General features: G+C 70.3%; 27 protein-coding genes. 15 read left to right on the forward strand and 12 right to left on the reverse strand.

Annotated features, from left to right (window positions below; all coding sequences use genetic code 11):
• Positions 1-34: 34 nt before the first annotated feature.
• Entirely contained in the window at positions 35-661 is a 627-nt protein-coding gene (locus tag AB0C16_RS16075) for a helix-turn-helix domain-containing protein (RefSeq protein ID WP_357683242.1), read from the reverse strand.
• A 329-nt stretch (positions 662-990) separates the two neighbouring features.
• On the opposite strand from AB0C16_RS16075, the gene AB0C16_RS16080 reads away from it, so the two are divergent.
• From AB0C16_RS16080 to AB0C16_RS16090, 3 genes are all read left to right on the forward strand, one after another.
• Positions 991-1,278 (forward strand): excisionase family DNA-binding protein, encoded by a 288-nt coding sequence (locus AB0C16_RS16080; protein ID WP_357683245.1) that lies wholly within the window; start codon positions 991-993, stop codon positions 1,276-1,278.
• Positions 1,185-2,237 (forward strand): RNA polymerase sigma-70 factor, encoded by a 1,053-nt coding sequence (locus AB0C16_RS16085; RefSeq protein WP_357683247.1) that lies wholly within the window; start codon positions 1,185-1,187, stop codon positions 2,235-2,237. Before AB0C16_RS16080 ends, AB0C16_RS16085 begins: the two co-directional genes overlap by 94 nt.
• 80 nt (positions 2,238-2,317) lie before the next feature.
• Positions 2,318-3,499, forward strand: coding sequence for an FAD-dependent oxidoreductase (locus AB0C16_RS16090; RefSeq protein ID WP_357683249.1), 1,182 nt, complete (start codon positions 2,318-2,320; stop codon positions 3,497-3,499).
• A 221-nt stretch (positions 3,500-3,720) separates the two neighbouring features.
• Here AB0C16_RS16090 and AB0C16_RS16095 read toward each other — a convergent pair whose 3' ends face one another.
• The gene (locus tag AB0C16_RS16095) at positions 3,721-6,894 is read right to left on the reverse strand and encodes an acyltransferase domain-containing protein (protein ID WP_357683252.1); all 3,174 of its coding nucleotides are present in this window, start codon (positions 6,892-6,894) and stop codon (positions 3,721-3,723) included.
• Between the two features lie 418 nt (positions 6,895-7,312).
• Here AB0C16_RS16095 and AB0C16_RS16100 point away from each other — a divergent pair, with 418 nt between their 5' ends.
• Together AB0C16_RS16100 and AB0C16_RS16105 are read left to right on the forward strand one after the other, a co-directional pair.
• Complete coding sequence (locus AB0C16_RS16100) at positions 7,313-8,059, forward strand: hypothetical protein (protein WP_357683254.1); 747 nt, start codon at positions 7,313-7,315, stop codon at positions 8,057-8,059.
• 366 nt (positions 8,060-8,425) lie between these two features.
• Positions 8,426-8,629, forward strand: a complete 204-nt coding sequence (locus tag AB0C16_RS16105) for a cold-shock protein (RefSeq protein ID WP_014179498.1) — start codon at positions 8,426-8,428, stop codon at positions 8,627-8,629.
• 216 nt (positions 8,630-8,845) lie between these two features.
• On the opposite strand, the gene AB0C16_RS16110 is transcribed toward AB0C16_RS16105, so the two are convergent.
• The 7 genes from AB0C16_RS16110 to AB0C16_RS16140 form a co-directional block, all read right to left on the reverse strand.
• Positions 8,846-9,205 (reverse strand): MerR family transcriptional regulator, encoded by a 360-nt coding sequence (locus AB0C16_RS16110; protein ID WP_357683257.1) that lies wholly within the window; start codon positions 9,203-9,205, stop codon positions 8,846-8,848.
• Positions 9,205-9,330, reverse strand: coding sequence for a hypothetical protein (locus AB0C16_RS16115; protein WP_357683259.1), 126 nt, complete (start codon positions 9,328-9,330; stop codon positions 9,205-9,207). Before AB0C16_RS16115 ends, AB0C16_RS16110 begins: the two co-directional genes overlap by 1 nt.
• A 556-nt stretch (positions 9,331-9,886) precedes the next feature.
• A complete protein-coding gene (locus tag AB0C16_RS16120; RefSeq protein ID WP_357683261.1) occupies positions 9,887-10,036 on the reverse strand; it encodes a GPGG-motif small membrane protein in 150 nt (49 codons plus the stop codon).
• Positions 10,037-10,122: 86 nt separating this feature from the next.
• Positions 10,123-10,734, reverse strand: a complete 612-nt coding sequence (locus AB0C16_RS16125) for a GNAT family N-acetyltransferase (protein WP_357683263.1) — start codon at positions 10,732-10,734, stop codon at positions 10,123-10,125.
• Entirely contained in the window at positions 10,731-11,477 is a 747-nt protein-coding gene (locus AB0C16_RS16130; RefSeq protein WP_357683265.1) for a TetR/AcrR family transcriptional regulator, read from the reverse strand. The genes AB0C16_RS16125 and AB0C16_RS16130 overlap by 4 nt, the downstream gene beginning before the upstream one ends.
• Before the next feature lie 208 nt (positions 11,478-11,685).
• Positions 11,686-12,222, reverse strand: a complete 537-nt coding sequence (locus tag AB0C16_RS16135) for an NUDIX hydrolase family protein (protein WP_357683267.1) — start codon at positions 12,220-12,222, stop codon at positions 11,686-11,688.
• A gap of 82 nt (positions 12,223-12,304) precedes the next feature.
• Positions 12,305-12,607: a helix-turn-helix domain-containing protein gene (locus AB0C16_RS16140; protein WP_357683268.1), complete on the reverse strand. Its 303-nt coding sequence runs from the start codon at positions 12,605-12,607 to the stop codon at positions 12,305-12,307.
• A gap of 269 nt (positions 12,608-12,876) precedes the next feature.
• On the opposite strand from AB0C16_RS16140, the gene AB0C16_RS16145 reads away from it, so the two are divergent.
• The 4 genes from AB0C16_RS16145 to crcB (AB0C16_RS16160) all read left to right on the forward strand — a co-directional run bounded on the left by AB0C16_RS16145 (position 12,877) and on the right by crcB (AB0C16_RS16160) (position 14,718).
• A complete protein-coding gene (locus AB0C16_RS16145; RefSeq protein ID WP_357683271.1) occupies positions 12,877-13,233 on the forward strand; it encodes an STAS domain-containing protein in 357 nt (118 codons plus the stop codon).
• A gap of 260 nt (positions 13,234-13,493) precedes the next feature.
• The gene (crcB, locus tag AB0C16_RS16150; protein WP_357683274.1) at positions 13,494-14,006 is read left to right on the forward strand and encodes a fluoride efflux transporter CrcB; all 513 of its coding nucleotides are present in this window, start codon (positions 13,494-13,496) and stop codon (positions 14,004-14,006) included.
• The gene (locus tag AB0C16_RS16155) at positions 14,003-14,353 is read left to right on the forward strand and encodes a DUF190 domain-containing protein (protein ID WP_357683276.1); all 351 of its coding nucleotides are present in this window, start codon (positions 14,003-14,005) and stop codon (positions 14,351-14,353) included. Before crcB (AB0C16_RS16150) ends, AB0C16_RS16155 begins: the two co-directional genes overlap by 4 nt.
• Positions 14,350-14,718: a fluoride efflux transporter CrcB gene (crcB, locus tag AB0C16_RS16160; RefSeq protein ID WP_357683278.1), complete on the forward strand. Its 369-nt coding sequence runs from the start codon at positions 14,350-14,352 to the stop codon at positions 14,716-14,718. The genes AB0C16_RS16155 and crcB (AB0C16_RS16160) overlap by 4 nt, the downstream gene beginning before the upstream one ends.
• Before the next feature lie 25 nt (positions 14,719-14,743).
• Here crcB (AB0C16_RS16160) and AB0C16_RS16165 read toward each other — a convergent pair whose 3' ends face one another.
• Both AB0C16_RS16165 and ctaD read right to left on the reverse strand, forming a co-directional pair.
• A complete protein-coding gene (locus tag AB0C16_RS16165; protein WP_357683281.1) occupies positions 14,744-15,088 on the reverse strand; it encodes a DUF3040 domain-containing protein in 345 nt (114 codons plus the stop codon).
• Positions 15,089-15,152: 64 nt separating this feature from the next.
• Positions 15,153-16,832: a cytochrome c oxidase subunit I gene (gene ctaD, locus AB0C16_RS16170; RefSeq protein ID WP_357683723.1), complete on the reverse strand. Its 1,680-nt coding sequence runs from the start codon at positions 16,830-16,832 to the stop codon at positions 15,153-15,155.
• Between the two features lie 255 nt (positions 16,833-17,087).
• Here ctaD and AB0C16_RS16175 point away from each other — a divergent pair, with 255 nt between their 5' ends.
• The 5 genes from AB0C16_RS16175 to AB0C16_RS16195 all read left to right on the forward strand — a co-directional run bounded on the left by AB0C16_RS16175 (position 17,088) and on the right by AB0C16_RS16195 (position 21,425).
• The gene (locus AB0C16_RS16175; RefSeq protein WP_357683284.1) at positions 17,088-17,342 is read left to right on the forward strand and encodes a hypothetical protein; all 255 of its coding nucleotides are present in this window, start codon (positions 17,088-17,090) and stop codon (positions 17,340-17,342) included.
• 48 nt (positions 17,343-17,390) lie between these two features.
• Positions 17,391-17,744 (forward strand): hypothetical protein, encoded by a 354-nt coding sequence (locus tag AB0C16_RS16180; RefSeq protein ID WP_357683286.1) that lies wholly within the window; start codon positions 17,391-17,393, stop codon positions 17,742-17,744.
• Positions 17,745-18,046: 302 nt separating this feature from the next.
• Positions 18,047-18,805, forward strand: a complete 759-nt coding sequence (locus AB0C16_RS16185) for a carotenoid biosynthesis protein (RefSeq protein ID WP_357683289.1) — start codon at positions 18,047-18,049, stop codon at positions 18,803-18,805.
• Entirely contained in the window at positions 18,793-20,274 is a 1,482-nt protein-coding gene (gene crtI / locus AB0C16_RS16190) for a phytoene desaturase family protein (protein WP_357683291.1), read from the forward strand. The genes AB0C16_RS16185 and crtI overlap by 13 nt, the downstream gene beginning before the upstream one ends.
• A complete protein-coding gene (locus tag AB0C16_RS16195) occupies positions 20,274-21,425 on the forward strand; it encodes a glycosyltransferase family 2 protein (RefSeq protein ID WP_357683294.1) in 1,152 nt (383 codons plus the stop codon). Before crtI ends, AB0C16_RS16195 begins: the two co-directional genes overlap by 1 nt.
• Here AB0C16_RS16195 and AB0C16_RS16200 read toward each other — a convergent pair.
• Positions 21,376-21,972, reverse strand: a complete 597-nt coding sequence (locus AB0C16_RS16200) for a glycerol-3-phosphate acyltransferase (RefSeq protein ID WP_357683297.1) — start codon at positions 21,970-21,972, stop codon at positions 21,376-21,378. The genes AB0C16_RS16195 and AB0C16_RS16200 overlap by 50 nt on opposite strands.
• On the opposite strand from AB0C16_RS16200, the gene AB0C16_RS16205 reads away from it, so the two are divergent.
• Positions 21,947-22,687, forward strand: a complete 741-nt coding sequence (locus tag AB0C16_RS16205; protein ID WP_357683299.1) for a spheroidene monooxygenase — start codon at positions 21,947-21,949, stop codon at positions 22,685-22,687. The genes AB0C16_RS16200 and AB0C16_RS16205 overlap by 26 nt on opposite strands.
• Position 22,688: the final 1 nt, after the last annotated feature.

Genomic DNA, 22,688 nt, shown 5'->3' on the forward strand with positions numbered 1-22,688 from the left:
TAGACTTGAGTCTAAAAGCGGATTGAAGTACGCGTCAAGACTCGGAAGTCGCCCGTGGCCGGGTCAGGATCCCGTCGAAGATCAGCCGCAGTGCTCCCGTCATCGCCTCCGCCAGCGAGAACGGCGGCTCGGCGCTGGCGCCCACCCAGCGGTAGAGGGTGCCCAGATACATGTCCCTGATCAGTTGGCCCGCCATCACCGGATCGACGTCCGGGCGCACCTCGCCGCGCGCCTTGCCGTCGGTGACGATCTGGGCGAAGACGTAGGCGCTGTAGGGCTCCTCCAGGACGGGCGCGCCGGTGCGCACCCAGGCCAGCAGCAGCTCGCTCGTAAGGGCCCGCTCCTGTGTCGTGACGTCGCTGAGCGCGCGCATGCAGCGTGTCAGCTGGTTGACCACGCCGACCTCGCGGGTGCTCTCCTGGATGAGCAGCGCGCTCAGGCGGCGACGGCGCTCGTCGCCCCATGCCAGCAGGAACTCGTCCTTGCGCCGGAAGTGGTTGAACACGGTCGCGCGGGCGACGTCGGCCCGCTCGGCGATGTCGTCGAACGAGGTCGCGGTGAAACCCTTCTCGCCGAACAGTGACACGGCGGCCTCGTAGACCCGGGCCCGCATGGCGTCACGGTTTCGCTCCCGCCGGCCGGCGGGGTGCTTGGCATGCATCAGGACGTGCTCACCAGCCGTACTTGAATCAAATAGTAGACTGGAGTCTACCATCAGCAATCCTGTGCCGAATGGCTACTGCGGCATAGGAGGCACCGGCGCGGGAGCCTGGAGACTGCTGCTTGCGTTTGCTGCGCATATTGCGGATACCGCGATTGGGGGTGTCGCGATGGCAGACGTGCAGGCCAAGCGTGTTCAACCCGAGATCATCGACGCCGAGCTAGCTGGTCGCGCCGTACGGCGGATCAAGGACTGCCTCATGCGTTATCCCGAGCAGTCGAACCGTCATACCGTCCCATGCCGAACTAACGACGCAGCAAGCAGCGGACATGCTGCACGTCTCGCGTCCTTATCTGATCAAACTTCTGGAGACAGGCGAGATTCCCTTCCGATTGATCGGTAAGCATCGGCGTATCACCTATGAGGATCTCCAGGAGTACAAGCGCCGTGACGACGCCAAGCGCCGGACGGCTGCTGACCAACTTGCTGCGCTGGGGCAAGAGTTGGGCATCGCGCGCGGATCGTGCTGGACGCCGCCCGCCGCCTGTCCAACGCCGAGATCGCCCGCCGCCACCGGATCACGGTGGACACGATGTGGACGCGGCCTGCGCGCATGACCGATCATGGGGCAATGTTGCTCCGCACGCACGAGGCCGATCTGTTCGAAAGCTCTAGGGGCCGCTTGGAGGCGATCGCCTACCGGCTGCTGGGATCGGCCGGTGATGCGGAGGACGCAGTGCAGAATACGTACCTGCGCTGGCATGCGGCGGACCGGGAACGGATCGAGACGCCCGAAGCGTGGCTGACGAAGGTGCTCACCAATCTCTGCCTCAACCAGCTCACCTCAGCGCGGGCCAGGCGGGAGACCTACGTGGGGCTGTGGCTCCCTGAGCCGGTGCTGGACGGAGATCGGATACTCGGTCCCGCCGACACCCTCGAGCAGCGTGAGTCGGTCTCCATGGCGATGCTCACCTTGATGGAGCGACTGTCCCCCAATGAGCGCGTGGTGTATGTGCTGCGCGAGGCGTTCGGATACGCGCACCGCGAGATCGCGGAGATTCTGGACATCACCGAGTCGAACTGCCAGCAGATCTACCGGCGTGCCAGGCAGCATCTGGCTGTCGAACGATCCCGCACGGAGATCGATGTGGTCGCCGCGCGGAAGATCGTCGAGGAGTTTCTCGCCGCGGCCCTCAGCGGCGACACCGAGCCACTGATCCGGCTGCTCGCCGACGACGCGGTCAGCATGGCCGACGGCGGCGGCAAGGTTCATGCCCGCAGGACCCCGATCATCGGAGCGATGGGCATCGCGAAGTACCTGCGTGCTTTGTTCCAGCCGAGCGTTGCCAAGCGAGCCCTCGTCGGTGGCAGTCCCGCCTTCTACGCCGTCGTCGTCAACGGCGGTCCTGCCGTGCTGGCCGAGGTCGACGAGCAGGTCATCGGCGTGTTCTGCCTCGATGCGACCCCCGACGGTCTGGCGTCGATCCACATCCAGGTCAACCCGGACAAACTTCAGCGCATCGCGCGCCAGTGGGCGGCCGCTGGACCCCAACGCCCGCTAGTGGTGAATTGGTGACCCAGGTCATACTCGTTCGCTGTCAGGGATCGCGCGCCTGTCCGGTTCAGGAGGTGAAAGCAACCAGATAGGAGCGAGCCATGAAGCACCGCATCGTCGTCCTGGGAGCCGGGTACGCCGGAGCCAACACCGCCGGTCGCCTCGCCAAGCGGCTGCACCGCGACGACATCGAGATCACCCTGGTCAACGGCGATCCAGAGTTCGTCGAACGGGTGCGCATGCACCAGCTCGCGAGCGGGCAAGATCTGCGGCCTCGCCCACTGCGCGACCTCTACGCGGGCACTGGCGTACAGGTCCGGACCGCGCGGGTCACCGCTGTCGATGTGGAAGGCAAGACCGTCGATCTCGGCGGTGAGACCCTCGCCTATGACACCCTCGTGTACGCCCTGGGCAGCGCCATCGCCGATCACGGCGTCCCTGGTGTCGCAGAGCACGCCTACAACGTGGCCGGCAAGCAGGCCGCTCTCCGACTGCGGGCGCGCCTGAGCGAGGTGAAGCCGGGTGAGACCGTGCTGATCGTGGGCGGCGGCCTGACCGGCATCGAGGCAGCCACCGAGATCGCCGAAGCCCACCCGGACCTTAAGGTCGCGATCGCCGCCCGCGGCCGCGTCGGCGGCTGGCTCAGCGACAAGGCCCAGCGCCACTTGCGCGACGCCTTGGACCGGCTCGGCATCACGGTCCACGACCATGCCGACATCACGCGCGTCGAAGCGAACAGCGTGGTCACCGGTGCAGGCAGAAAGATCCGGGCCCAGGTGACCGTGTGGACCGCGGGTTTCACCGTGCACCCGATCGCGGCCGCCACCACCCTTGAAGTGTCCGACACAGGCCGGATCGTCGTCGACGCCAGCATGCGATCGGTCTCGCACCCCGATGTGTACGCCGTCGGCGACGCGGCGCTCGCCGAAGGAGCGGGTGGTAAGCCGCTGCGGATGTCCTGCGCCTCGGCAAACCCGATGGCGTGGCTGGCAGCCGACGTCATCGCCGCGCGCTTGACCGGTCGCAAGGTGCCCGAGACCAGGATCGGCTACTCCTTGCAGTGCATCAGCCTCGGACGCCGCGATGGAATCATCCAGCGCGTGACCCCCGACGATCAGGTCACGTCCACCGTCTTCACGGGCCGGACCGCCGCCCGCATCAAGGAGATGATCTGCGCTAGCGCGGCCTGGAGCATCTCCCACCCGACCATGATGATGCCGAGCCGCCGCCGCCACCTCGCGGTCACCGGCGCAGTGGAGACCCAATCCCTCACCCGGTCATGACGAAGAGCGTTGCCGGGCGAGCGTGGTTGCCCGTTCGCCCGCCCGCTGCATACGAGCGAACTGCTCGGGTGTCCCCTGTCGCTGATGCGGCTGCGCTACGGCGGATCCGCCCCAGTGGCATCGAAGGTTGAGATCCGTCGTGGGTGCCCGTGTCCGAGGTCTGCGGATGCCTCCTGGCCAGGGCCTCGTCTGCGTGCTCTAGTCCTGGCGAACGGCCAGCATTATTCGTGCCCGAAGTGAACCACTATCCTTCCGCCGCGCCGCCCGCTGGAAGAGGTTCTGACCTGTTCGAGCAACTCGCCGACCGGCTGCTCGCCCAGCAGTGTCCGCGGCGACACCTCGACCCCGGGGTCGGCCCGCAGGTTCCGGGCCAGCCGCGACGCCATCAGCGAGTCGAGGCCCAGTGAGCGCAGCGGCCTGCGCAGGTTCAGCCGGGCGGCCGGCATCGACAGCTCCTGGGCGATCCGCTCCACCACCCGTCCCACGACCCCGTCACCCTCCCGGGTTCCCGAACCCATACCGGGGCGCGCATCCGGACCGGGCCTCGGATCCGCATGGGGCCCCGGTCCCGGTCCGGGATCCGGTCCGGGGGCCGGATGGGGGTCCGAAGTGGGGCCCGGGTTGGGATGCGGCGAAGGTCCGGGTGGGACCGGGGTGCTCTCGCGTTCCGACGTGGACGGGGGCGAGGTGGGGGTGAACCAGTGGCTCTCACGTTGCCACGGGTAGGACGGCAGGCGCACTGGCCGGCCCTCCGGGTAGAGGCGGCGCCAGTCCACCGGCCCGCCCGCGACGTGGATCGTGGCCAGCGACTCCCGCAGAGCGGGCCACGCGGGCCGGTCCCGGCGCAGCGAGGCCACCGCGGAGCCGGGGAGCCCGTGGTGGCGCAGGCAGTCCCGGATCGCCCCGCCGAGGATGGGATGCGGGCTGAGCTCCACGAACACCGTCGGCGCCGCCGCGGCCACCCGGCGCACGGCGGACGCGAACCGTACGGGCTCGCGGAGGTTGCGCACCCAGTAGCCGGCGTCGAGGTGCGTGCCGTCGATGAAGCCGTCCAGCACCGTCGACCAGATCGGGATGCCCGCCGGGACCGGCCGGAGGTCGCGTAGCTCCAGCAGGAGGTCCTGCTTGAGGTCGTCCACCTGCGGGCTGTGCGAGGCGAAGGCCACCTGGACCGTACGGTGGAAGATCCCCTGCCGGTCGAAGTCCCGCGTGATCTCGCCGAGCGCCTCCGGATCGCCGGACAGGACCGTCGAGTCCGGGCTGTTGAGGGCGGCCACGGCGACCCGGTCCTCGTATCCGGCGAGCGCTTCCCGGGTCGCCTCCCCGGCGATCCCCGCCGACACCATGGCCCCCCGGCCGCTGATCCGCTGGGCCAGCCCGCTGCGGCGGCAGATGATCGCGGCGGCGTCGGGCAGCCCGAGGCCGCCCGCGACACAGGCCGCCGCCACCTCGCCCATGCTGTGCCCGATGACCAGGTCGGGTTCGACGCCGAGGGAGCGCCACAGCGCGGCCAGCGCCACCGACACGGCCCACAGGGTGGGCTGGATCTCGTCGGCGCGGTCCGACAGGGGCGCCCCGGCCTCCAGCCTGGCGAGGACCGACCAGCCCGCCTCCGCCTCGACCGTCTCCGAGCACCGTCGCAGCGCCTCGCGGAACACCTCGGACGACGACAGCAGGTCGCGGGCCATCCCCGTCCACTGGGAGCCCTGCCCGGGAAAGACGAACGCGATCCGGGGCGAGGCGCCCGGCAGGTCGTCGCCCGCGACCACGTCATCGGCCGCGCCCGCGTGTCCGTACTCGCGTAACGCCGCCGCCAGGGCGTCGTGGGTGGGTCCGGCGGCGACCAGGCGGTTCTCGTGGTGGCTGCGGCGCAAGGCCGCCGTGTAGCAGATATCGCGCAGGCTCGGTTCGCGTCCGGCGCCGCCGGGCGCCAGGTAGCGGGCGGCCTTCCCGGCCGCTTCCCGCAGCGCCTCCGGCGAGCGGGCCGACAGCGTGAGCAGGTGCGCGCCGCCCACCGGCAGCTGGGCCCGCCCACCGGTCCGGGCCGCGGACGGGTGAGTCCGCTCATCGGTTCGGGCCGCGGGCGGGTGAGCCCGCCCACCGGGCCGGGCCGGGCTTCGGTCGTCGTGCTCGCCGAGCACGACATGCGCGTTCGTGCCCGAGATGCCGAACGAGCTCACCCCGGCGATCACCGGCTCGGGACCGGACAGCGGCCACGGCTCGGTGGGAAGCTCCAGAGTCGAGCCGTCCCGGGTGACGACCGGGTTCGGCTCGTGGACGTGCAGGGTCGGCGGGACGGCCCGGTGATCGACGCACAGCGCCGCCTTGATCAGCCCCGCGATGCCCGCGGCGGCCTCGGCGTGCCCGATGTTGGACTTCACCGAGCCCACCAGGCACGGCTTCCCGGGCGGTCGCCCCACGCCGAGGATGTTGCCGAGGGCGGTCAGCTCCACCAGGTCGCCCATCCTGGTGCCCGTTCCGTGTGCCTCGACGTAGTCGACGTCGGCGGCGTCCACTCCGGCGGCGTCCAGCGCCTGCCGCAGCAGGTGCTCCTGGCCGGCCACGCTCGGCGTCATCAGCTGTCCGTTGCTCCGCCCGTCGTTGTTGACCGCGCTCCCGTGGATGACCGCGTACACCCGGTCCCCGTCGGCGAGCGCGTCGGGCAACGGCTTGAGGACGACGACGCCGACCCCGTCCGAACGGACGAACCCGTCGGCGGCGGCGTCACCGAACTTGCACCGGCCGTCGGGCGCCAGCATGCCCGCGTCCGCGAAGGCCGCCCCTTCCTGAGGGAGTAAGGCCAGGTTGACGCCGCCGACCAGGGCCGTCGTCGACTCGCCGAGCCGCATGCTCTGGCAGGCCAGGTGGACGGCGGTCAGAGACGCCGAGCAGGCGGTGTCCACGGACACGCTCGGGCCGCGCAGGTCGAGGTGGAAGGAGACGCGTCCGGGTAGTGACGCCCGGAATTCGCTGCCGACCAGGCTGTAGATGTCGGGGGCGGCGTTCCGGCAGAGCAGCTCCCAGTAGTTGGAGGTCACCTGCCCCACGAACACGCCGGTCCTGCTCCCGGCGAGCCGGTCCGGGCAGAGCCCGGCGTCCTCGATCGCCTCCCAGGTGGTCTCCAGGAAGAGCCGGAGCTGGGGATCCGCCTGCCGCGCCTCCCTGGGCGCCATGTCGAAGAAGGCCGCGTCGAACCGGTCGATCGCGTCGAGCCGGCCTCCGTGCCCCGCCCCGCCGTCGGGGTGGGGTTCGCGTGGCACGTCGCCGAGGACGTCCACTCGGTCCATCAGCAGCCGCCAGAACTGGTCTGGTCCGTGAGCTCCCGGGTATCGGCACGCGATCCCGATGATCGCGATCTCCGTCGACTTCCCGGTCTCGTGGTTGAGCCGGTCCATAACTGACCCCGTCTACGTGGTGTCGGTGTACAAATCGCCCAAGTGCCCCGACAGCAGTGCCCAGAGGGGTCCGCGATATGCGTCGTCGAGAGAAGTCGTCGAGAGAAGCCATGGAGAACATGGAGAACGTGGGGAGAATCCGTCGTGCCGGTCCGCTCGAACGGCGACGCCCCGCGACGGACGACCGTCGCGGGGCGTTCTCACACGTGCCTCAGCCCGGTGGCTCCCGTACGTGCTCCTGGCTGGTCTCCCAGTGGTTCTCCTACCTGGCGGCGAAGGCGTGCCGGCCACCTTTCATCCCGCTATCGGCGGTCTTCGTCGGTGGCGGGCAAGGCACTCGCAGGCGGTGGGGCGCATAACTGGTGTGAGCCCCGGAGGCACCGCCGGACCGGGAACACAGCACGACAGGAGACCTCCCATGAAGCGCACCTCGCTCGGTCTGGCCGTCTTCGCGATCGCCGGCCTCGCCACCGTCGTCCCCGCCACCTCCGCCTCCGCCGCCACGGTCACCACCGCCGCGGCCACCGCCGCGGCCGCCGACCCCGGTCCCGAGACCTGCCGCCAGGGCTACGTCTGGCGGGTCGCCCGGTCCTCCGACCTCGTCTGCGTCCTGCCGAAGACCCGCGACCAGGTCGCCGCCGACAATGCCGCCAAGGCCGGCCGCTGGACCAACGGCGCGTACGGCCCGCACACCTGCGTCGTCCCGTACGTCTGGCGCGACGCCTACAACGGCGACGACGTGTGCGTCACCGGCAAGGAGCGCGACCTGGCCGCCGCCGACAACCGGGCGAGCTCCGGGCGCAAGGTCCTGGCCAAGCTGTGGATCACCAAGTACACGGTCCCGCCGAAGGACAACGGCGACGGCACCGCCACCAGGACGTCCGTCGATGACATCGCCCGGCTCAAGCTGAACGGCAGCCACTACAACTTCGGCAAGGTCCAGCTCGTCATCCGCTGGAACCACAACGACGCCGTCTACTGGCACGGCAGCGTGACCGCCAAGTCCAACGCCGGCTACCCGGGCGGCAGCTTCGGCTACAAGACCGGCAAGTTCGACTGCTCGGCCAAGGGCAAGCCGGCCAACGCGTACGCCTACGCTTTCGACACGATGTCGGGCCGCTACTCCGCCCGTGTCCCCGTCCGCATCGGCTGCGCCGTCCTCTGACCGCCATGCTCCGACCGCGCCACCCGGCAGGGCCGGCCCATCGAGGGCCGGTCCTGCTCGCTGTCCCAGCCGTACGCCTCGCGGCTGCCCACGGGCAGGGGAGGCGAAGCGGATCGCCTGGTTCGGACCCGAAACGGCACTTCTGAGAAGGGCACGGCGCGGTCATCGATCCTTTGCCCCGCGCACGGCGAGGTGCGTGCTAGACTCGGTGTAGTTGCAGTTTTGGTACCCATGAACTTTGTGTGCGCCTGGCGAATGTAACCCAGGCGCATTTTGTTTTGCCGGTCATTTCCGGATGGGTCATGGCGGCGACGTGGGATCCGTGAAGTGCGGATACCAGCTCTGCGCCTATCGAAGGAGAATGACATGGCGACTGGCACCGTTAAGTGGTTCAACGCTGAAAAGGGCTTCGGCTTCATCGAGCAGGACGGCGGCGGCGCCGACGTCTTCGCTCACTACTCCAACATCGCCGCTCAGGGCTTTCGCGAGCTCCACGAGGGCCAGAAGGTGAGCTTCGACGTCACGCAGGGCCAGAAGGGCCCGCAGGCCGAGAACATCGTTCCCGCCTGACGCGACGCAGCGCCTCGAGCCGGGGTCCGGACCTGAAAGGGTCCGGGCTCCGGCTCGTTCGTTTCACAGGGCTCCGGCCCTCACGCCCCGACCGTCACACCCCGACCCCCTCGAACCCTGACCCCCTCGAACCCTGACCGTCAGAACCTGAGGCTCACACCCCGACCGTCAGAGTCCGAGTCTCGGGAGTCCGCTCCGTCAGGAGTCCGCCCCCGGTTATCGGTCCGGATCGCCCTGCTCGGGCTCGTGCGACTCGCGGAGCTCGGCGTTGGCGCGCCGGGCATCGGCGAGTTGGTCCTCCAGGACGATGATGCGGCAGGCCGCCTCCAGCGCGGTGCCCTGGTCGATCAGCTCACGGACGCGAGCGGCGACCCGGAGCTGTCGGCGGGAGTAGCGACGGTGGCCGCCGCTGGAACGCTGCGGTGAGATCAGTTCGGCCGTGTCCAGGCTGCGCAGGAAAGCCTGTGTGACACCGAGGATCTCCGCGGCCCGGCCCATGCTGTAGGCCGGGTAGTCCTCGTCTTCGAATTTGTCGTCGGGGAAGTTGCCCGGTGACTCCGATCGAGCTTGATCCATCAAACCTTCCGGAACGCGAACGGGGGGCCCGGTGCACATGCACCGGGCAGCGGGTTGTCGAGCAGGTAGATCTGTCCCACCGACAGGTAGTTCGCTGCACGCCAGAAGGCGTCGATTTGGTCCATTCATAGCTGATTCCTCCAAACTGGCGACTCAACCGGATTAGTTCTCGCTTTCCACTTCACTGGCAAGACTTCGGCGGCCCGTCTGGCCGCTCGCTAGGGACTTTCTCTCGTTGCTTCGATAGGAACTCTACCGGCGGCGACTGTGCATGTCTACATCGAGTGCTACAGATTTTCTTCTTCTCCCGGGAAAGAGCCAGGGCCGATTGGCCGGGCCGTCTGAGGGCACGGGATCAGCCGCCGACGAGGCGTGGACCACCGCGAAGTTCCCCCATCACCTGATTCCCGGGTTCGCCAGACTGGACATCGCCGGCGGCCAAGGGGTTCGTGGTGGCGAAGGGCACGCCGGGTTTCACCGAGAACAAGATCGCCCTGCGGACCATCTACTCCTATGAGGGGACACGCGACGATCCTCCGCCAGCCGCGGGGAAGGGTGGACGCGTCAACATCCGGCGTGGGCGCACCTGACCTTGCACGCGCCTGACCGCGCCTGGAACGGCTCATCCAGGCGCGGTCTCGGCTACTCGTGCCCCGGCCCGGGTGCGGTCGGGGCAGAGCGTCAGACGTGGAAGATGCTCACTCCTCCTGGGCCGACGAGCAGCCCGAGAACGATGAGGACGATGCCCCACAGGATGTCGCGGCGTGCGATCAGCACGTAGACGCCGGCGATGACCAGTACAACGGCCAGAATCCACAGCAATGTAGCCATGCCGTCCAGCTGCCCTGTAGTTGAGAGGTAAACATGCCCATCGGGAACGCCAGGTCAGTGGCGTTCCTGGCGGCTGCCCGCGGCCTTCAGATCGTGCGGGAGCTCGGTCTTCTCTGAACCAGGCGCATGCCGACGTAGGCGCCGATCCCGGTGATCTTCGTGTGGCGCACCCTGGTCCGCTTGAATTCGGTGAAGCCGAGCTTCTCGTACAGGCGCAGGGCCGGGGTGTTGATGTCGGCGATGGTGTCCAGCACGTACTCGTCGTACTGCGGCAGGTCGAGGAGGTGCTTGATGATGGCCGAAGCCACCCCCTGCCCACGGAACTTCAACCCGGTCGCGACGAACTCCAGTGAGGCCATCCTCTCCCTGGCATACGGCAGGGGCTGCTCGAACATGCGGCTGAACGAGATGTGAGCGATCGTCCCCTTGAAGACGCCGAGGTGCCTGCGCAGCTCTCGCGCGTCGTGCCGGACCGCCTGCTGCCGCCCGTCGGTGCACGCGACGATTCCCGCCGGCTCCCCGTCGACCAGGCCGACGTAGAACACGTCGAGCACCAGCATGTGCGCAAGGGCGTCGGTGAGCTTGTCCGGGTCCTTGGAGAAGAAGGACAGGTCGGGCCCGAACCCGTCGACGAAGATCCTGGTGATCGCTCTACGGTGGCTCTCGCCCAGGTCGCCGGCGCGCTTGACCTCGATCATGGTTCGGTTTCCTTTCGTCGGGCGATGAGTGCCTCGATGCCGTCGAGGAGCAGGGTGAGGCCGAAGGTGAAGTCGGCCTCCTCGACCCAGTCCGGCGCGGCGCCGAACGCCCCGGACTCGAGCGCCGCCGCCAGCCCCGGGTAGCTGCTGGCGTCGACGAGCTGGGTGAGCAGTGCGGTGTAACCGGCCAGCCCTTCCGGCCCTGCCTCGTCGACAGTTCCGCTCATGGCGGACTGGAGGGTGGCGGCGCTGACGGCGTAGGCGGACAGGGTGGAGGTGATGTTGATTGCCTCCGCCGCTGCCAGCCCGGCGCCGGCCAGCACGGTCAGCGCCCGGTCCAGCCAGCGCAGGGTGCGCGGCCCGGTGGGCGGGGTGAGGGGCGACACTTCCAGCAGCCACGGGTGGCCGGACAGGAAGTCGCGGTTGGCGCGGGCCCAGAGGGCCAGGTACTCCCGCCAGGTGAGCGTGCCCGGCTCCGGCGGATCCGGAGCTGCCGCGTCCACCATCGCGGTGAGCAGGTCGTCCTTGCTCGTGACGTAGCCGTACAGCGACATCGTTGACACGCCCAGCCGGGCGGCCACGCTGCTCATCCGCACTCCGGCCAGGCCTTCCGCATCCGCGATCTCGATCGCCACGTCGGTGATCCGGCCGAGCGTCAGGCCGGGGCTGGGGCCGCGGCGCGACACGGGTTTCCGCCCCCACATCTGTGCGATGACCGTGGGCAGCTTCTGCTCTGATCCCATGATGCCCCTTCTAACTCCGTACGAGATACACTATATCTTGTACGGAGAAGTGTTGCGGTGGGGAATCATGACGACGTCTGGGGCTGACTGCCGAGCAGGAACGCCTCTACCGCCGGCTGCTGCGCAATCCGCGCGCGAGCGGCCGTGCCGGGCCGGCCCGTGGAAGCGGTCGTGGATCCGGCGAGCCGCCGGGCGACGCCAGCGGCCTTCAGGACAGGCGGCCGACGTGGGCCAGAGCCTGCTTCAGCAGCACTCCCTGCCCTCCGGTCATCTCCTCCTGAACCATCGGGGAGCACGCCTCCTCGGGGGTGAACCAGACCAGGTCGAGCGCATCCTGGCGGGGACGGCAGTCACCGGCCACCGGGACGATGTACGCCAGGGACACGGCATGCTGGCGAGGATCGTGGTAGGGCGTGACATCGCGCGACGGGAAGTATTCGGCGATGGTGAACGGCTGCGGCGACGCCGGGACGTGCGGCAGCGCCACGGGCCCGAGATCCTTCTCCAGATGGCGGAGGAGCGCGTCACGCACGCGTTCCCGGTGCAGCACCCGGCCGGAGACGAGGGCCCGGCTGACCGAACCGTCGGAGGAGATCCGCAGCAGCAGGCCGACATGGGTCACGATCCCGGTGGCGTCGACCCGCACCGGCACGGCGTCCACATACAGGATCGGCATCCGCCCCCGCACCGACTCGAGCTCCTCCGGAGCGAGCCATCCGGGCACGGTCTCGGTATCTTCGATCATTCGTCGATCGTACGTGCAGGTCGGACCCGCGCGGGCGAACGGGGAGCCCGGACGGCTCACCGCCGAATCGCCGGGCAGGTGACTACTCGTCCCGGAGATCTCGATGGGTGAACATGTCGAGCAGCGCCTGCACCGGAACATCGGCCTCGGTGGGATGGCGGAAATGCCGGCGAGGGTCGATGCTGTAGTTGTTGCGCCGTCCTATCCGGGTGCGCTGAAGGTAGCCGGCGTCTTCCAGGTCGGTGACGATGCCCTGAGCGGCCCGTTCGGTGATGCCGATGGTGGCGGCGATGTCCCGCAGGCGGGCCTGCGGGTCGCGGGCGATCACCAGCAGCACACGAGCGTGGTTGGTGAGGAACGTCCAGGCGGACGGCGTCTCCATCATCTCGCCCTCAGGGTGGGAACGGGTCGTCGAACGCAGGACCTGAGGCCCTATACCAGAAGACTTTATACTGAAAACTTCTTCCTGTAATCTTCTTCCGAGGTTAACGTCGAGAAGAACGCCGTCTCCCTGTCGAAGGGCGCCGACCGTGAGCATGAACAACGGGACTGTCATGATCGAAACCCTGTGTGGCACGTGTGTGCCGCATCCGATCAGCCTGTCTGCGGGCAGCGATGAGACGGGTGTTTAGGCGGGTGCGCGCCATGTTGTCGATGGACAGCGACGACGCTGTCCAGGCACGGGGAGCGGTTCCCGCCGAGAGTGCCTCGGCCGAGCAACTGCTGTACGTCGACGGCATCCTGCGCATCACCTGCGCCGTGATGGCGGGCCCGTCGGTGGTCCGGCTGGTCGGTGAGGTCGACGCCACCAACAGCAACGCGCTGCGCCGCACGCTGGTCCAGGCCAGGCAGATCGATCACTACCTTGTCGTCGACGCCGGTCGGATCGCCTTCATCGACGTGTCAGGTGTCCGGGAGCTGTCCGCCTTCGTTCAGGAGAGCCAGACCCGCGTGCAGAACGTGCCGTCCCAGATGCGCCGGCTGCTGCACATGCTCCGCCTGGCCCTGTGAGCCCCGAGTGATCCCCGAGTGATCCCCGGGCGATCCCGGCGAGATCACCGTCCAGCCCGCGCGTCACGGGAATCGCCGCACCCTCCAGCAGCACGGAACAGGTAAAACCGCATGCCCCGGACTCGCCTGATGAGCACGGTACGTATGCTTGGAGGACTCGCCGGTGATGGACCCCACCGGGGCGGCCGGGCCGCCCAAACCGCTCACGTGGCTGATGGCTCCTGACTCAGGTCAGCGACGCATGTCCAAGGGGGTGGAAGGTGATCTCGCGTCCGGCTCACGACCGGCTCGGTGGCTTCCGCGCCCGACCCGACCAAGACGCGTTCCGGCTACGCGCGCGCTCCCCTGACCGGCGCGCCGCCAAGGTGCTCGCGATGATCGCACTGGGCGGCGGCCTGGGCAGCGTGGCCCGCTACCTGGTGACCGAGGCGATCCCGGTGTCCGCCGGCGGCTTCCCGTGGGGGACGTTCCTCATCAACGTGACGGGTTGCTTCCTGCTCGGCCTGCTCATGGTCTTCGTCCTACAGGTCTGGCCGCCCACCCGCTACGTCCGCCCCTTCCTCGGCATCGGGTTCCTGGGCGGCTACACCACCTTCTCGGCCTTCACCGCCGAGATCGTCCACCTGGCCGGGGACGGCGTCTGGACCCCGGCCGACCTGTACGCGCTGGACAGCCTGCTGGCCGGGCTGTTCGCCGTCTGGTGCGGGACGGCCCTGGCCCGGGCCGTGGCCGGACTGCCGCACCGGCGGCGCGGTGAAGGGAGCAGACGATGAGATTGCACGGCAGCGCGATGCGGCTGACCATCCTGATCGGAGAGGACGACCGCTACAGGCAGCGCCCCCTCTACACCGAGATCGTCCGCCGGGCCCACGACCAGGGGCTGGCCGGCGCCAGCGTCTTCCGGGGGATGGAGGGCTTCGGCGCCTCCTCGCTCATCCACACCAGCCGCATCCTGTCGCTCAGCGAGGACCTCCCGGTCGCGATCGTCATCGTCGACAACGAGGAGCGGATCAACGAGTTCGTGGCCCAGCTCGACGAACTGGTCGCCGAAGGGCTCGTGATCATGGACCGGGTGGAGGTCTACCGGTACGTCGGCCGGCCGCCCAGGGGTGCCCGGTGACGGTCCTGCTCGTGTTCGCCGGCGGCGCCATCGGGGCGCCGGCCCGCTACCTCCTCGACCGCTACGTCCAGCGGCACCGCCGGGGGGTCTTCCCCTGGGGGACCCTCACCGTCAACGTCCTCGGCTCCCTCGTCCTCGGCCTGCTGCTCGGGGCGAGTGCCGGGGCGGGCCTGCCCGACCAGGTCGTCCTGCTGGTCGGCACCGGCGTCTGCGGCGCCCTGACGACGTTCAGCACCTTCGGCTTCGAGACCGTGCGCCTGCTGGAGGAGGGCGCGACCATGGAGGCCGGGCTGAACGCCGTCGCCAGCCTGGTGCTCGGCGTGCTGGCCGCCTTCGCCGGCCACCTGCTCGGTGGCCTGCTCTGACCTGGGCGGTCCCGGGTGGCGTGGATCATCGGCAGGGGTGACCGGTCCGTGACCCCCGGGGCGTCTCTGGTGACGGGTACGGGGGCACGTACGGGGATCCGCTGCTGGTGGCGCTGCCCGTACGTGCCGGCGCGGGGCAGGAACGACCGGCGTGCAGCACCACGATCACCGGCAGCACGGCCAGCAGGAGCGCGGCGAGGAGGACGCAGACCAGCTCCACCCCGCTCACATGGGAGGAGAACCGCTGGGGGTTCTCCCGGGGCGCGGCCGCGTTGAGCGCGTCGATGCGACGGGCGAAGGCCTGGTCGCACTCGCGCAGGCCCAGCTCGATCTCGGCCAGGATCCGGCGCTCCCGATGCGACAGGCTCACGGCTCGGGCCCCTTCCGGTGATCCGGCGGGGCGGGCTGTCCGGCCACGGGCAGCGGCCGGGGCTTCACGGCCGGTACCTCTTGCCGGGAGGGACGGTGAGCTGGGTGCTCGGGTCGCCATGCGGATGGCGCTGGTCGAAGGCGGGCCGTTCGGAGCGGATGGGCGGCATCGAGGTGAAGTTGTGCCGGGGCGGCGGGCAGGAGGTGGCCCACTCCAGCGAGTTGGCGAACCCCCACGGGTCGTCCACGGTCACCTTGGGCGCGTAGCGCGTGGTGTGCCAGACGTTGAACAGGAACACCAGCGTGGACAGGCCGAGCAGGAACGCGCCCAGGGACGAGATCTGGTTCAGCGTGGTGAACCCGTCGATCGCGCCGTAGTCGGCGTAGCGGCGGGGCATGCCGAGCATGCCGAGCCAGTGCTGGATCAGGAACGTGGTGTGGAAGCCGATGAACAGCATCCAGAAGTGCACCTTGCCCAGCCGGTCGTTGAGCATCTTGCCGGTCATCTTGGGCCACCAGAAGTAGAACCCGGCGAACATCGCGAACACCACCGTGCCGAACACCACGTAGTGGAAGTGGGCGACGACGAAGTAGGTGTCGGTGATGTGGAAGTCGAGCGGTGGCGAGGCGAGGATCACGCCGGTGAGCCCGCCGAGCAGGAACGTCACCAGGAAGCCGATGGAGAACAGCATCGGCGATTCGAAGGTCAGATAACCCCGCCACATGGTGCCGACCCAGTTGAAGAACTTCACACCCGTCGGCACCGCGATGAGGAACGTCATGAACGAGAAGAACGGCAGCAGCACCTGCCCGGTGCCGAACATGTGGTGGGCCCAGACCGTCATCGACAGGCCCGCGATGGCGATGGTGGCGCCGACGAGGCCGACGTAGCCGAAGAGCGGCTTGCGGGAGAACACCGGGATGATCTCGGAGATGATGCCGAAGAACGGCAGCGCGATGATGTAGACCTCGGGGTGGCCGAAGAACCAGAACAGGTGCTGCCAGATCATCGGCCCGCCGTTGGCGCCGTCGTAGACGTGGGTGCCCAGCTTGCGGTCGGCCTCCAGCACCAGCAGCGCGGCGGCCAGCACCGGGAACGCCAGCAGCACGAGCATGCCGGTCAGCAGGGTGTTCCAGGTGAACAGCGCCATCCGGAACATCGTCATGCCGGGCGCGCGCATCCCGAGGATCGTGGTGATGAAGTTGACCGAGCCGAGGATCGTGCCGAGGCCGGCCAGCACCAGGCCCATGATCCACAGGTCGCCGCCGACCGACGGGCTGTAGGCCATGTGCGCCAGCGGCGCGTACGCGGTCCAGCCGAAGTCGGCGGCGCCGCCGTTGGCGAAGAAGCCGGCCATCGCGATCATTCCGCCGAACAGGAACAGCCAGTAGCTGACCGCGTTCAGCCGGGGGAAGGCCACGTCGGGGGCGCCGATCTGCAGCGGCATCAGCACGTTGGCGAACCCGGCGAACAGCGGGGTGGCGAACAGCAGCAGCATGACCGCGCCGTGCATGGTGAACAGCTGGTTGTACTGCTGCTGGCTGACCAGTTGCATCCCCGGCTCTAGCAGCTCGGCCCTGATCATCATCGCCATGATGCCGCCGAGGAGGAAGAACACGAACGAGGTGATCAGGTAGAGGTATCCGATGACCTTGTGGTCGGTGGTCGACAGCCAGGCGGCGATCACCTTGCCCTTGCGGGCCTTGGGCGGGGCCGGCGGTGAGGTCGGCGGCTCGCCCGCCAGTGGCTCGTAGATGGTCACCGGGAAAACTCCTTCCGCCGTGGTGGCGGGTGTCGCGATCGCCGGGCGTTCGTGCCGTGGTGAGGCGGCTGCCTCGGCAGCCATCACCCTCGCCCTTGCCGTAAGCCGGGATTACCCGGTCCACCAGGCGCTATGCCTGCCCGAGGGCCCGCCGAGACGAGGGCAGGAGTTCCCTTCTGACCAGGTTTTCACCGAGTTCGGAGATAGCTCCGGACCCGGTGGGGTAACGGCGGCGCCATGGGCATGCCCGGGGGGCCGATGCCGTCCGCGTCCCGGGACGAGAAGGGGCCGTCGCCCCGCCGCGGGCCGCCGGCCGGGCGGTGCCGGAGGCGGCTTCCGAAAGATCCGGTAAAGGTTCCGCGCAGCTCACCGCTCTGCCTGTCGCCGCAGTGCGGCTTCTCCTCCGCGGTCGAGGGCAACACCCTCACCTCCGACCAGCAGTTCGCCAGGCTGTCGCTGATCGCCGAGACGGCACGGGAGGTGTGGGGTTGACAGGTTTGACGGTCGCGCCTGGCGGTAGCTCGCATGCAGGGGGGAAGCATGAAGGGAATCGTTGTCTCTGGGGTCGGGATGCTGGCCATCCTGGGGATGCTCGCGGGCTTCACCTGGGATGGTCATGAACCACGAGAGGTGAGCGAGGACCAATACCAGATCCTGACGGACCAGTGCCGGTATGTCGACACCTCGAAGGGGCAGGCCGAGTGCCGGTCGGCGGTCAAAGAGGGATACCGCGTCGGGAAGGCCGACCCGACGCTCGACTGCCGCACCTATTCGGGCGTGACCGTGTGCGGCGAGCTCTCACTGAGCTTGGCCGAGGAGAAGTGCGTGCGCCACTCGGTCGACGAGGGGCTGCCGTACCGCCGCGCCGAGGTGGAGTGTTACGTCTTCGCATGACCGGATGCAACCGGACGGGGAGGCCCTGACGAAGGACAGGGCATGCGGTCGGAGATGGAAGGTCAGGCGGTGGACTGCCACCTGACCTTCTCCGTGAACGGGAGCTCCAGAGCTCGTGAGGTGTGGTCGCCCAGCATCACGCCGTGCCGATCACCCGCCGCCTATGGGGCGTGACGGGCCGGAGCGGAAAGATTCCCCCATGTCGGCGGTTCGGCCGGAAGCCTCGCACAACGCCCGGAGAGCATGGAAGCGACCGGTGTTAGGGCGCAACCGAGCGCCGCCCCGATCCGAAAGATCAGGACATGCACACTACCCGCACTGCACCCGTCACCGGGTCGGTGCTCGGACCGGCGCTGGGCTCGGCGTTCCTGTGCGCCATGGTCGCCGCCCAGGTGATGTCGGGACTGAGCGACGATCCGCCGCTGTTCACCGAGGTCGTCGTGGCGCTCCTGGCGGCGAGCGCCGTGAGCTTCGCGGCGGCTGCGCTCGGCCGGACGCGGGCCGTGGCCGCCTTCGGCGCGGCGGTGGCGGTCGGCTACGCGGCCGAGCTGGTCGGCGTCCACACGGGGTTCCCGTTCGGCGCCTACCACTACACCGACGCGCTGTGGCCGCAGGCAGGCGGGGTGCCGCTGGTGGTGGCGCTCGCGTGGGGCGGCATGGGGCTGGCCGCGTACGGGATCGGCGGCGCGGTCGGCGGGCGGGGCGGCGTGGTGGTGGGCGCCCTGGCGCTGACCGCGTGGGACCTGTTCCTCGACCCGCAGATGATCAGGCTTGGGCTGTGGGTATGGGCCGACCCCGGCCCGTACCGGGGCGTGCCGCTGACCAACCTGGCCGGCTGGCTGCTGGTGTCGCTGCTGGTCATGGTCGTCATCCGGCGGATCGCCGGACACGACCGGCCGGCCGGGACCGGGCTGGTCGCCCTGTACACGACGATGGCGGCGATGGAGACGCTCGGCTTCGCGGCGGTGTTCGACCCGCCCGACCCGCTCGTCGCGGCCGTGGGAGGGGTGGCGATGGGCACGTTCGCCGTAGTGGGCTGGAGGCGGCTGTGGCTTCGGTGACCGTGGTCGGCGGCGGCTTCGGCGGCATGGTGTCGGCGCTCCTGCTGGCCGGGCAGGGCCACGAGGTCCGGCTGTACGAACGGCAGCCCCGGCTCGGGGGCAAGCTCGCCGAGCACCACCGCGACGGCTTCACCTTCTCCCTCGGCCCGTCGCTGCTCACCATGCCCGGCCTCTTCCGCGAGCTGGGGCTGGGGCGCGAGCTGGTCGAGCCGGCCGAGCTGTGCCGCTACCGGTTCGCCGACGGGTCGCGGCTGACCGCGCGGCGCGACCCCGGCCTGATGGCCGCCGAGGTCGAACGCCTCGCCCCCGGAGAGGGCGCCGCCTGGCAGGCCTTCCACGCGTGGGGCGCCCGCGCCCTGGCCGCCGCCGGTCGCACCTTCTTCGCCGGCCCCCTCGCCCGCCCCCCGAAGCAGGCGCGCCTGGCCGACCTCCTCGCGGTCGCGCCCGGACGCACCCTGCACGGTCTGGCCCGCCGCCACTTCCGCGACCCGCGCCTCGTCCAGTACGTCGACCGCTACGCCACCTACGCCGGCTCCGACCCGCACCGGGCGCCCGCCGCGCTCGGCTGCATCCCCGCGCTGGAGCACGGCCAGGGCGGCTGGTACGTGCCCGGCGGCCTGCCCCGGCTGGCCGACGACCTGGCGGCGCTGCTGGACAAGGCGGGAATTCAGGTGCGCCTGTCGGCTCCGGTGGCCGCGATCACCGCCGACGGCGACCGGGTGACAGGGGTACGGCTGGCGGGCGGCGAGCACGTGCCGGCCGACATCGTGGTGGCCAACACCGACGCCGCGCAACTGTACGGCGACCTGCTGCCGCACCGGCGGCGGCTGCGCCGGATCGCCCGGCTGGGCTCGTCCTCCTCGGCGTTGCTGCTGCTGGCCGGCGTCGAAGGCCGCACGCCCGGCCTGGCGCACCACTCGATCGTGTTCTCCGCCGACTACGCGCGGGAGTTCGCCGACATCTTCGAACGCCGCCACCCGCCGCGCGACCCGACCGTCTACATCGGCTGCTCGGCCGTCGACGACCCGTCCCAGGCTCCGGCCGGCGCGGAGAACTGGGTCCTGCTCGTCAACGTGCCCGCCCGCGACCCGGGCCGCTGGCCGGTGTCCGTGGAGTCGTACCGCGACCTCGTGCTGGAGCGCCTCGCCGAGCGCGGCCACGACCTGGCCGGGCGGCTGCGCTTCGTGGACACCTTCACCCCCGCCGACCTGCGCGACCGCTACGGTGCCTGGGGCGGAGCCATCTACGGCGGCGCCTCCCACGGGGCGCTCTCGCCGTTCCTGCGCCCCGGCAACCGCGGCCCCCGGCGCGGCCTCTACCTCGTGGGCGGCTCCGCTCACCCCGGCGGCGGGCTCCCTCTGGTGACCATGAGCGCCCGCATCGTGGCCGGCCTCGTCGCCGAGGACTTCCCGCCGGCGGCCTCGCCGAAGGGCGAGAACCTTCCGGGCTCCCCGGAAGGCGAGGACTGATGAGGACGCGTCCGCTCGCCGTCGCCCAGGCCGTCGCGGCCGTCGTCGTCGCCGCCCGGCTCGCCCGCGGCCGCGACCGCCTCCCACCACTGAGCGCACCGGCACCGCCCGATGACGACCGCCTCCCGCCCCTGGCGGGCAGGGCGATCTCCGTGGTCGTTCCGGCGCGGAACGAGGAAGGACGGATCGGGGCGTGCCTGCGGGCCGCGGTCGCCGACCCCGCCGTCGGTGAGGTCGTCGTCGTCGACGACGGCTCGACCGACGGCACGGCGGATCTGGCGGCGTCGCTGGGGGCCAAGGTCGTCACCGGCGCACCGCTGCCCGCAGGGTGGGTCGGCAAGCAGTGGGCGTTGCGTCAGGGTGTGGCCGCGGCCCGGGGGGACGTCGTCATCACCCTGGACGCCGACACCCGGCCGGACCCGGGGCTGTTCGGCGCGGTGGCCGCCGCGCTCGACGGCCGCGACCTGGTCAGCATGGGACCTCGGTTCAGCTGCGACGGCGGCCTGGAGCAGGCGTTGCACGCGTCGATGCTGGCGACGCTGGTCTACCGGTTCGGACCGGTCGGCCCGGCCCGGCCGCCCGCGCCGCACCGCGTGGTGGCCAACGGCCAGTGCATGGCCTTCCGCCGTGATCGGATGGTCGCGGCCGACGGGTTCGCCCGGGTGCGCGACCGGATGACCGACGACGTCGCGTTGGCACGCCACCTGGCCGGTGAGGGCTGGACGGTCGCGTTCCTCGACGCGGGCACCCTGCTGGAGGTCGACATGCACGACTCGACGGCCGAGCTGTGGCGCGAGTGGGGCCGGTCGCTGCCGCTGCGTGACGTGGCCGGGCCCGGCTGGCAGGCGGCCGACCTGGCGGTCGTCTGGCTGACCGCCGCGCTGCCCGTGCTGCGGCTGGCGATCGGCCGCCCGTCCCGGCTCGACCTGGCGCTGCTGGCCGTACGGTGGCTGCTGGCCGGGGCGTTGCGAGGCAGCTACAGCCGGCCCGGCGCCGGGCTGTGGCTCTCACCGCTGCTCGACCCCGCCGCGGCGCTCCGCCTGACGCAGGCCACCCTGCGCCCCGTCCGCACCTGGCGCGGCCGCTCCTACCCGCCGGCGGTCAGGAGCGCTGCGAGCTCAGGGCGGCCTGGCCGAAGCGCAGGCCGATGAGACAGAGCAGCGCGCCCGTCGCCGCCACCTGCACGGCGGGTGTGAACAGCAGTTGCAGCACCGGCACACCGAACACGGCCACCCTGGCGCCGACGGCGAACGACCGGGTCAGCAGCGAGACGAGCACCAGTGCCAGGACGGCGAGCAGGAAGGCGGGCAGGCAGATGACCGCGATGCCCCCGGCGAAGGCGAGGATCGAGCGACCACCCCGGAACCCGGCGAACACCGGCCAGGCGTGGCCGGCCATGGCCGCCGCCACGGCCACGTACACCGGCAGCACGCTCGGCCCGACCACCACGGCCCACCCGCCGAGGTGCGCGCCCCCGGCGAACAGGCCGAGCAGGCCCGCCGCCGTGCCCTTCAACGTGTCACCGGCGAACACCGGCACCGCGGCCCGCCAGCCGAGCTGCTCCTTCATGTTCCAGAAGCCGGGGTTGCGGTCGCCGACGTCGCGCGGGTCGAACCCGTGGGCACGCGCGACCAGCAGGGCGACCGGCATCGAGCCGGCCAGGTAGCCGCCGATGAGCGACACCAGCACAGCGACCATCGCCTCGTTCCACCTCATCCGTTACGACACCGTCGGCGCGATGCGCCACATGGCCTTCGACCGGCCGCTGCTGCGGGGCACCGGCGGGTTGCGGTTCTGGCGGCTGCTGGGCACCGGCCGGGGGCCGAGCATGTCGCTGGGAGCCGACCTGCGCCGTTGGGCCCTGTTCGCGGTCTGGCGCGGCGAGCCGGACCTGGACGACTTCCTGCGGCGCTCGCCGATCGCGGCCCGCTGGCGGGACGAGGCCCGGGAGTGCTGGCAGGTGCGGTTGCGCCCGTTGTCCGCGCGCGGCACCTGGGGCGGCACCGCCCCGTTCACAGCCCCGTTCACAGCCCCGCTCACCGCCGCCGTCCCTCCAGTCCGGCACGCCGGTCCCGTCGCCGTGTTGACCAGGGCGTCGATTCGGGCCCGCAGCCTGGCGGCGTTCTACCGTTCGGTCCCGGCGGTGGACCGGACGCTGCGGGAGCAGGACGGGCTGCTGGCCTCGGTCGGCATCGGCGAGTGGCCACTGGCCCGCCAGGCCACCTTCTCCTTGTGGCGCGACGCGCGTGCCGTCCGCGACTTCGCCTACCGCACCGCCGACCACCGAACCGTCATCACGCGGGTACGAGCCCACGACTGGTACGGCGAAGAGCTGTTCGCCCGCTTCACCCCCTACGCCGCCCAGGGCACCTGGAACGGTGTCGACCCCTTGGGCCAGCACGCGGGCGGGTGAC

Source organism: Nonomuraea sp. NPDC048916, assembly GCF_040649575.1.
GTDB lineage: Bacteria > Actinomycetota > Actinomycetes > Streptosporangiales > Streptosporangiaceae > Nonomuraea.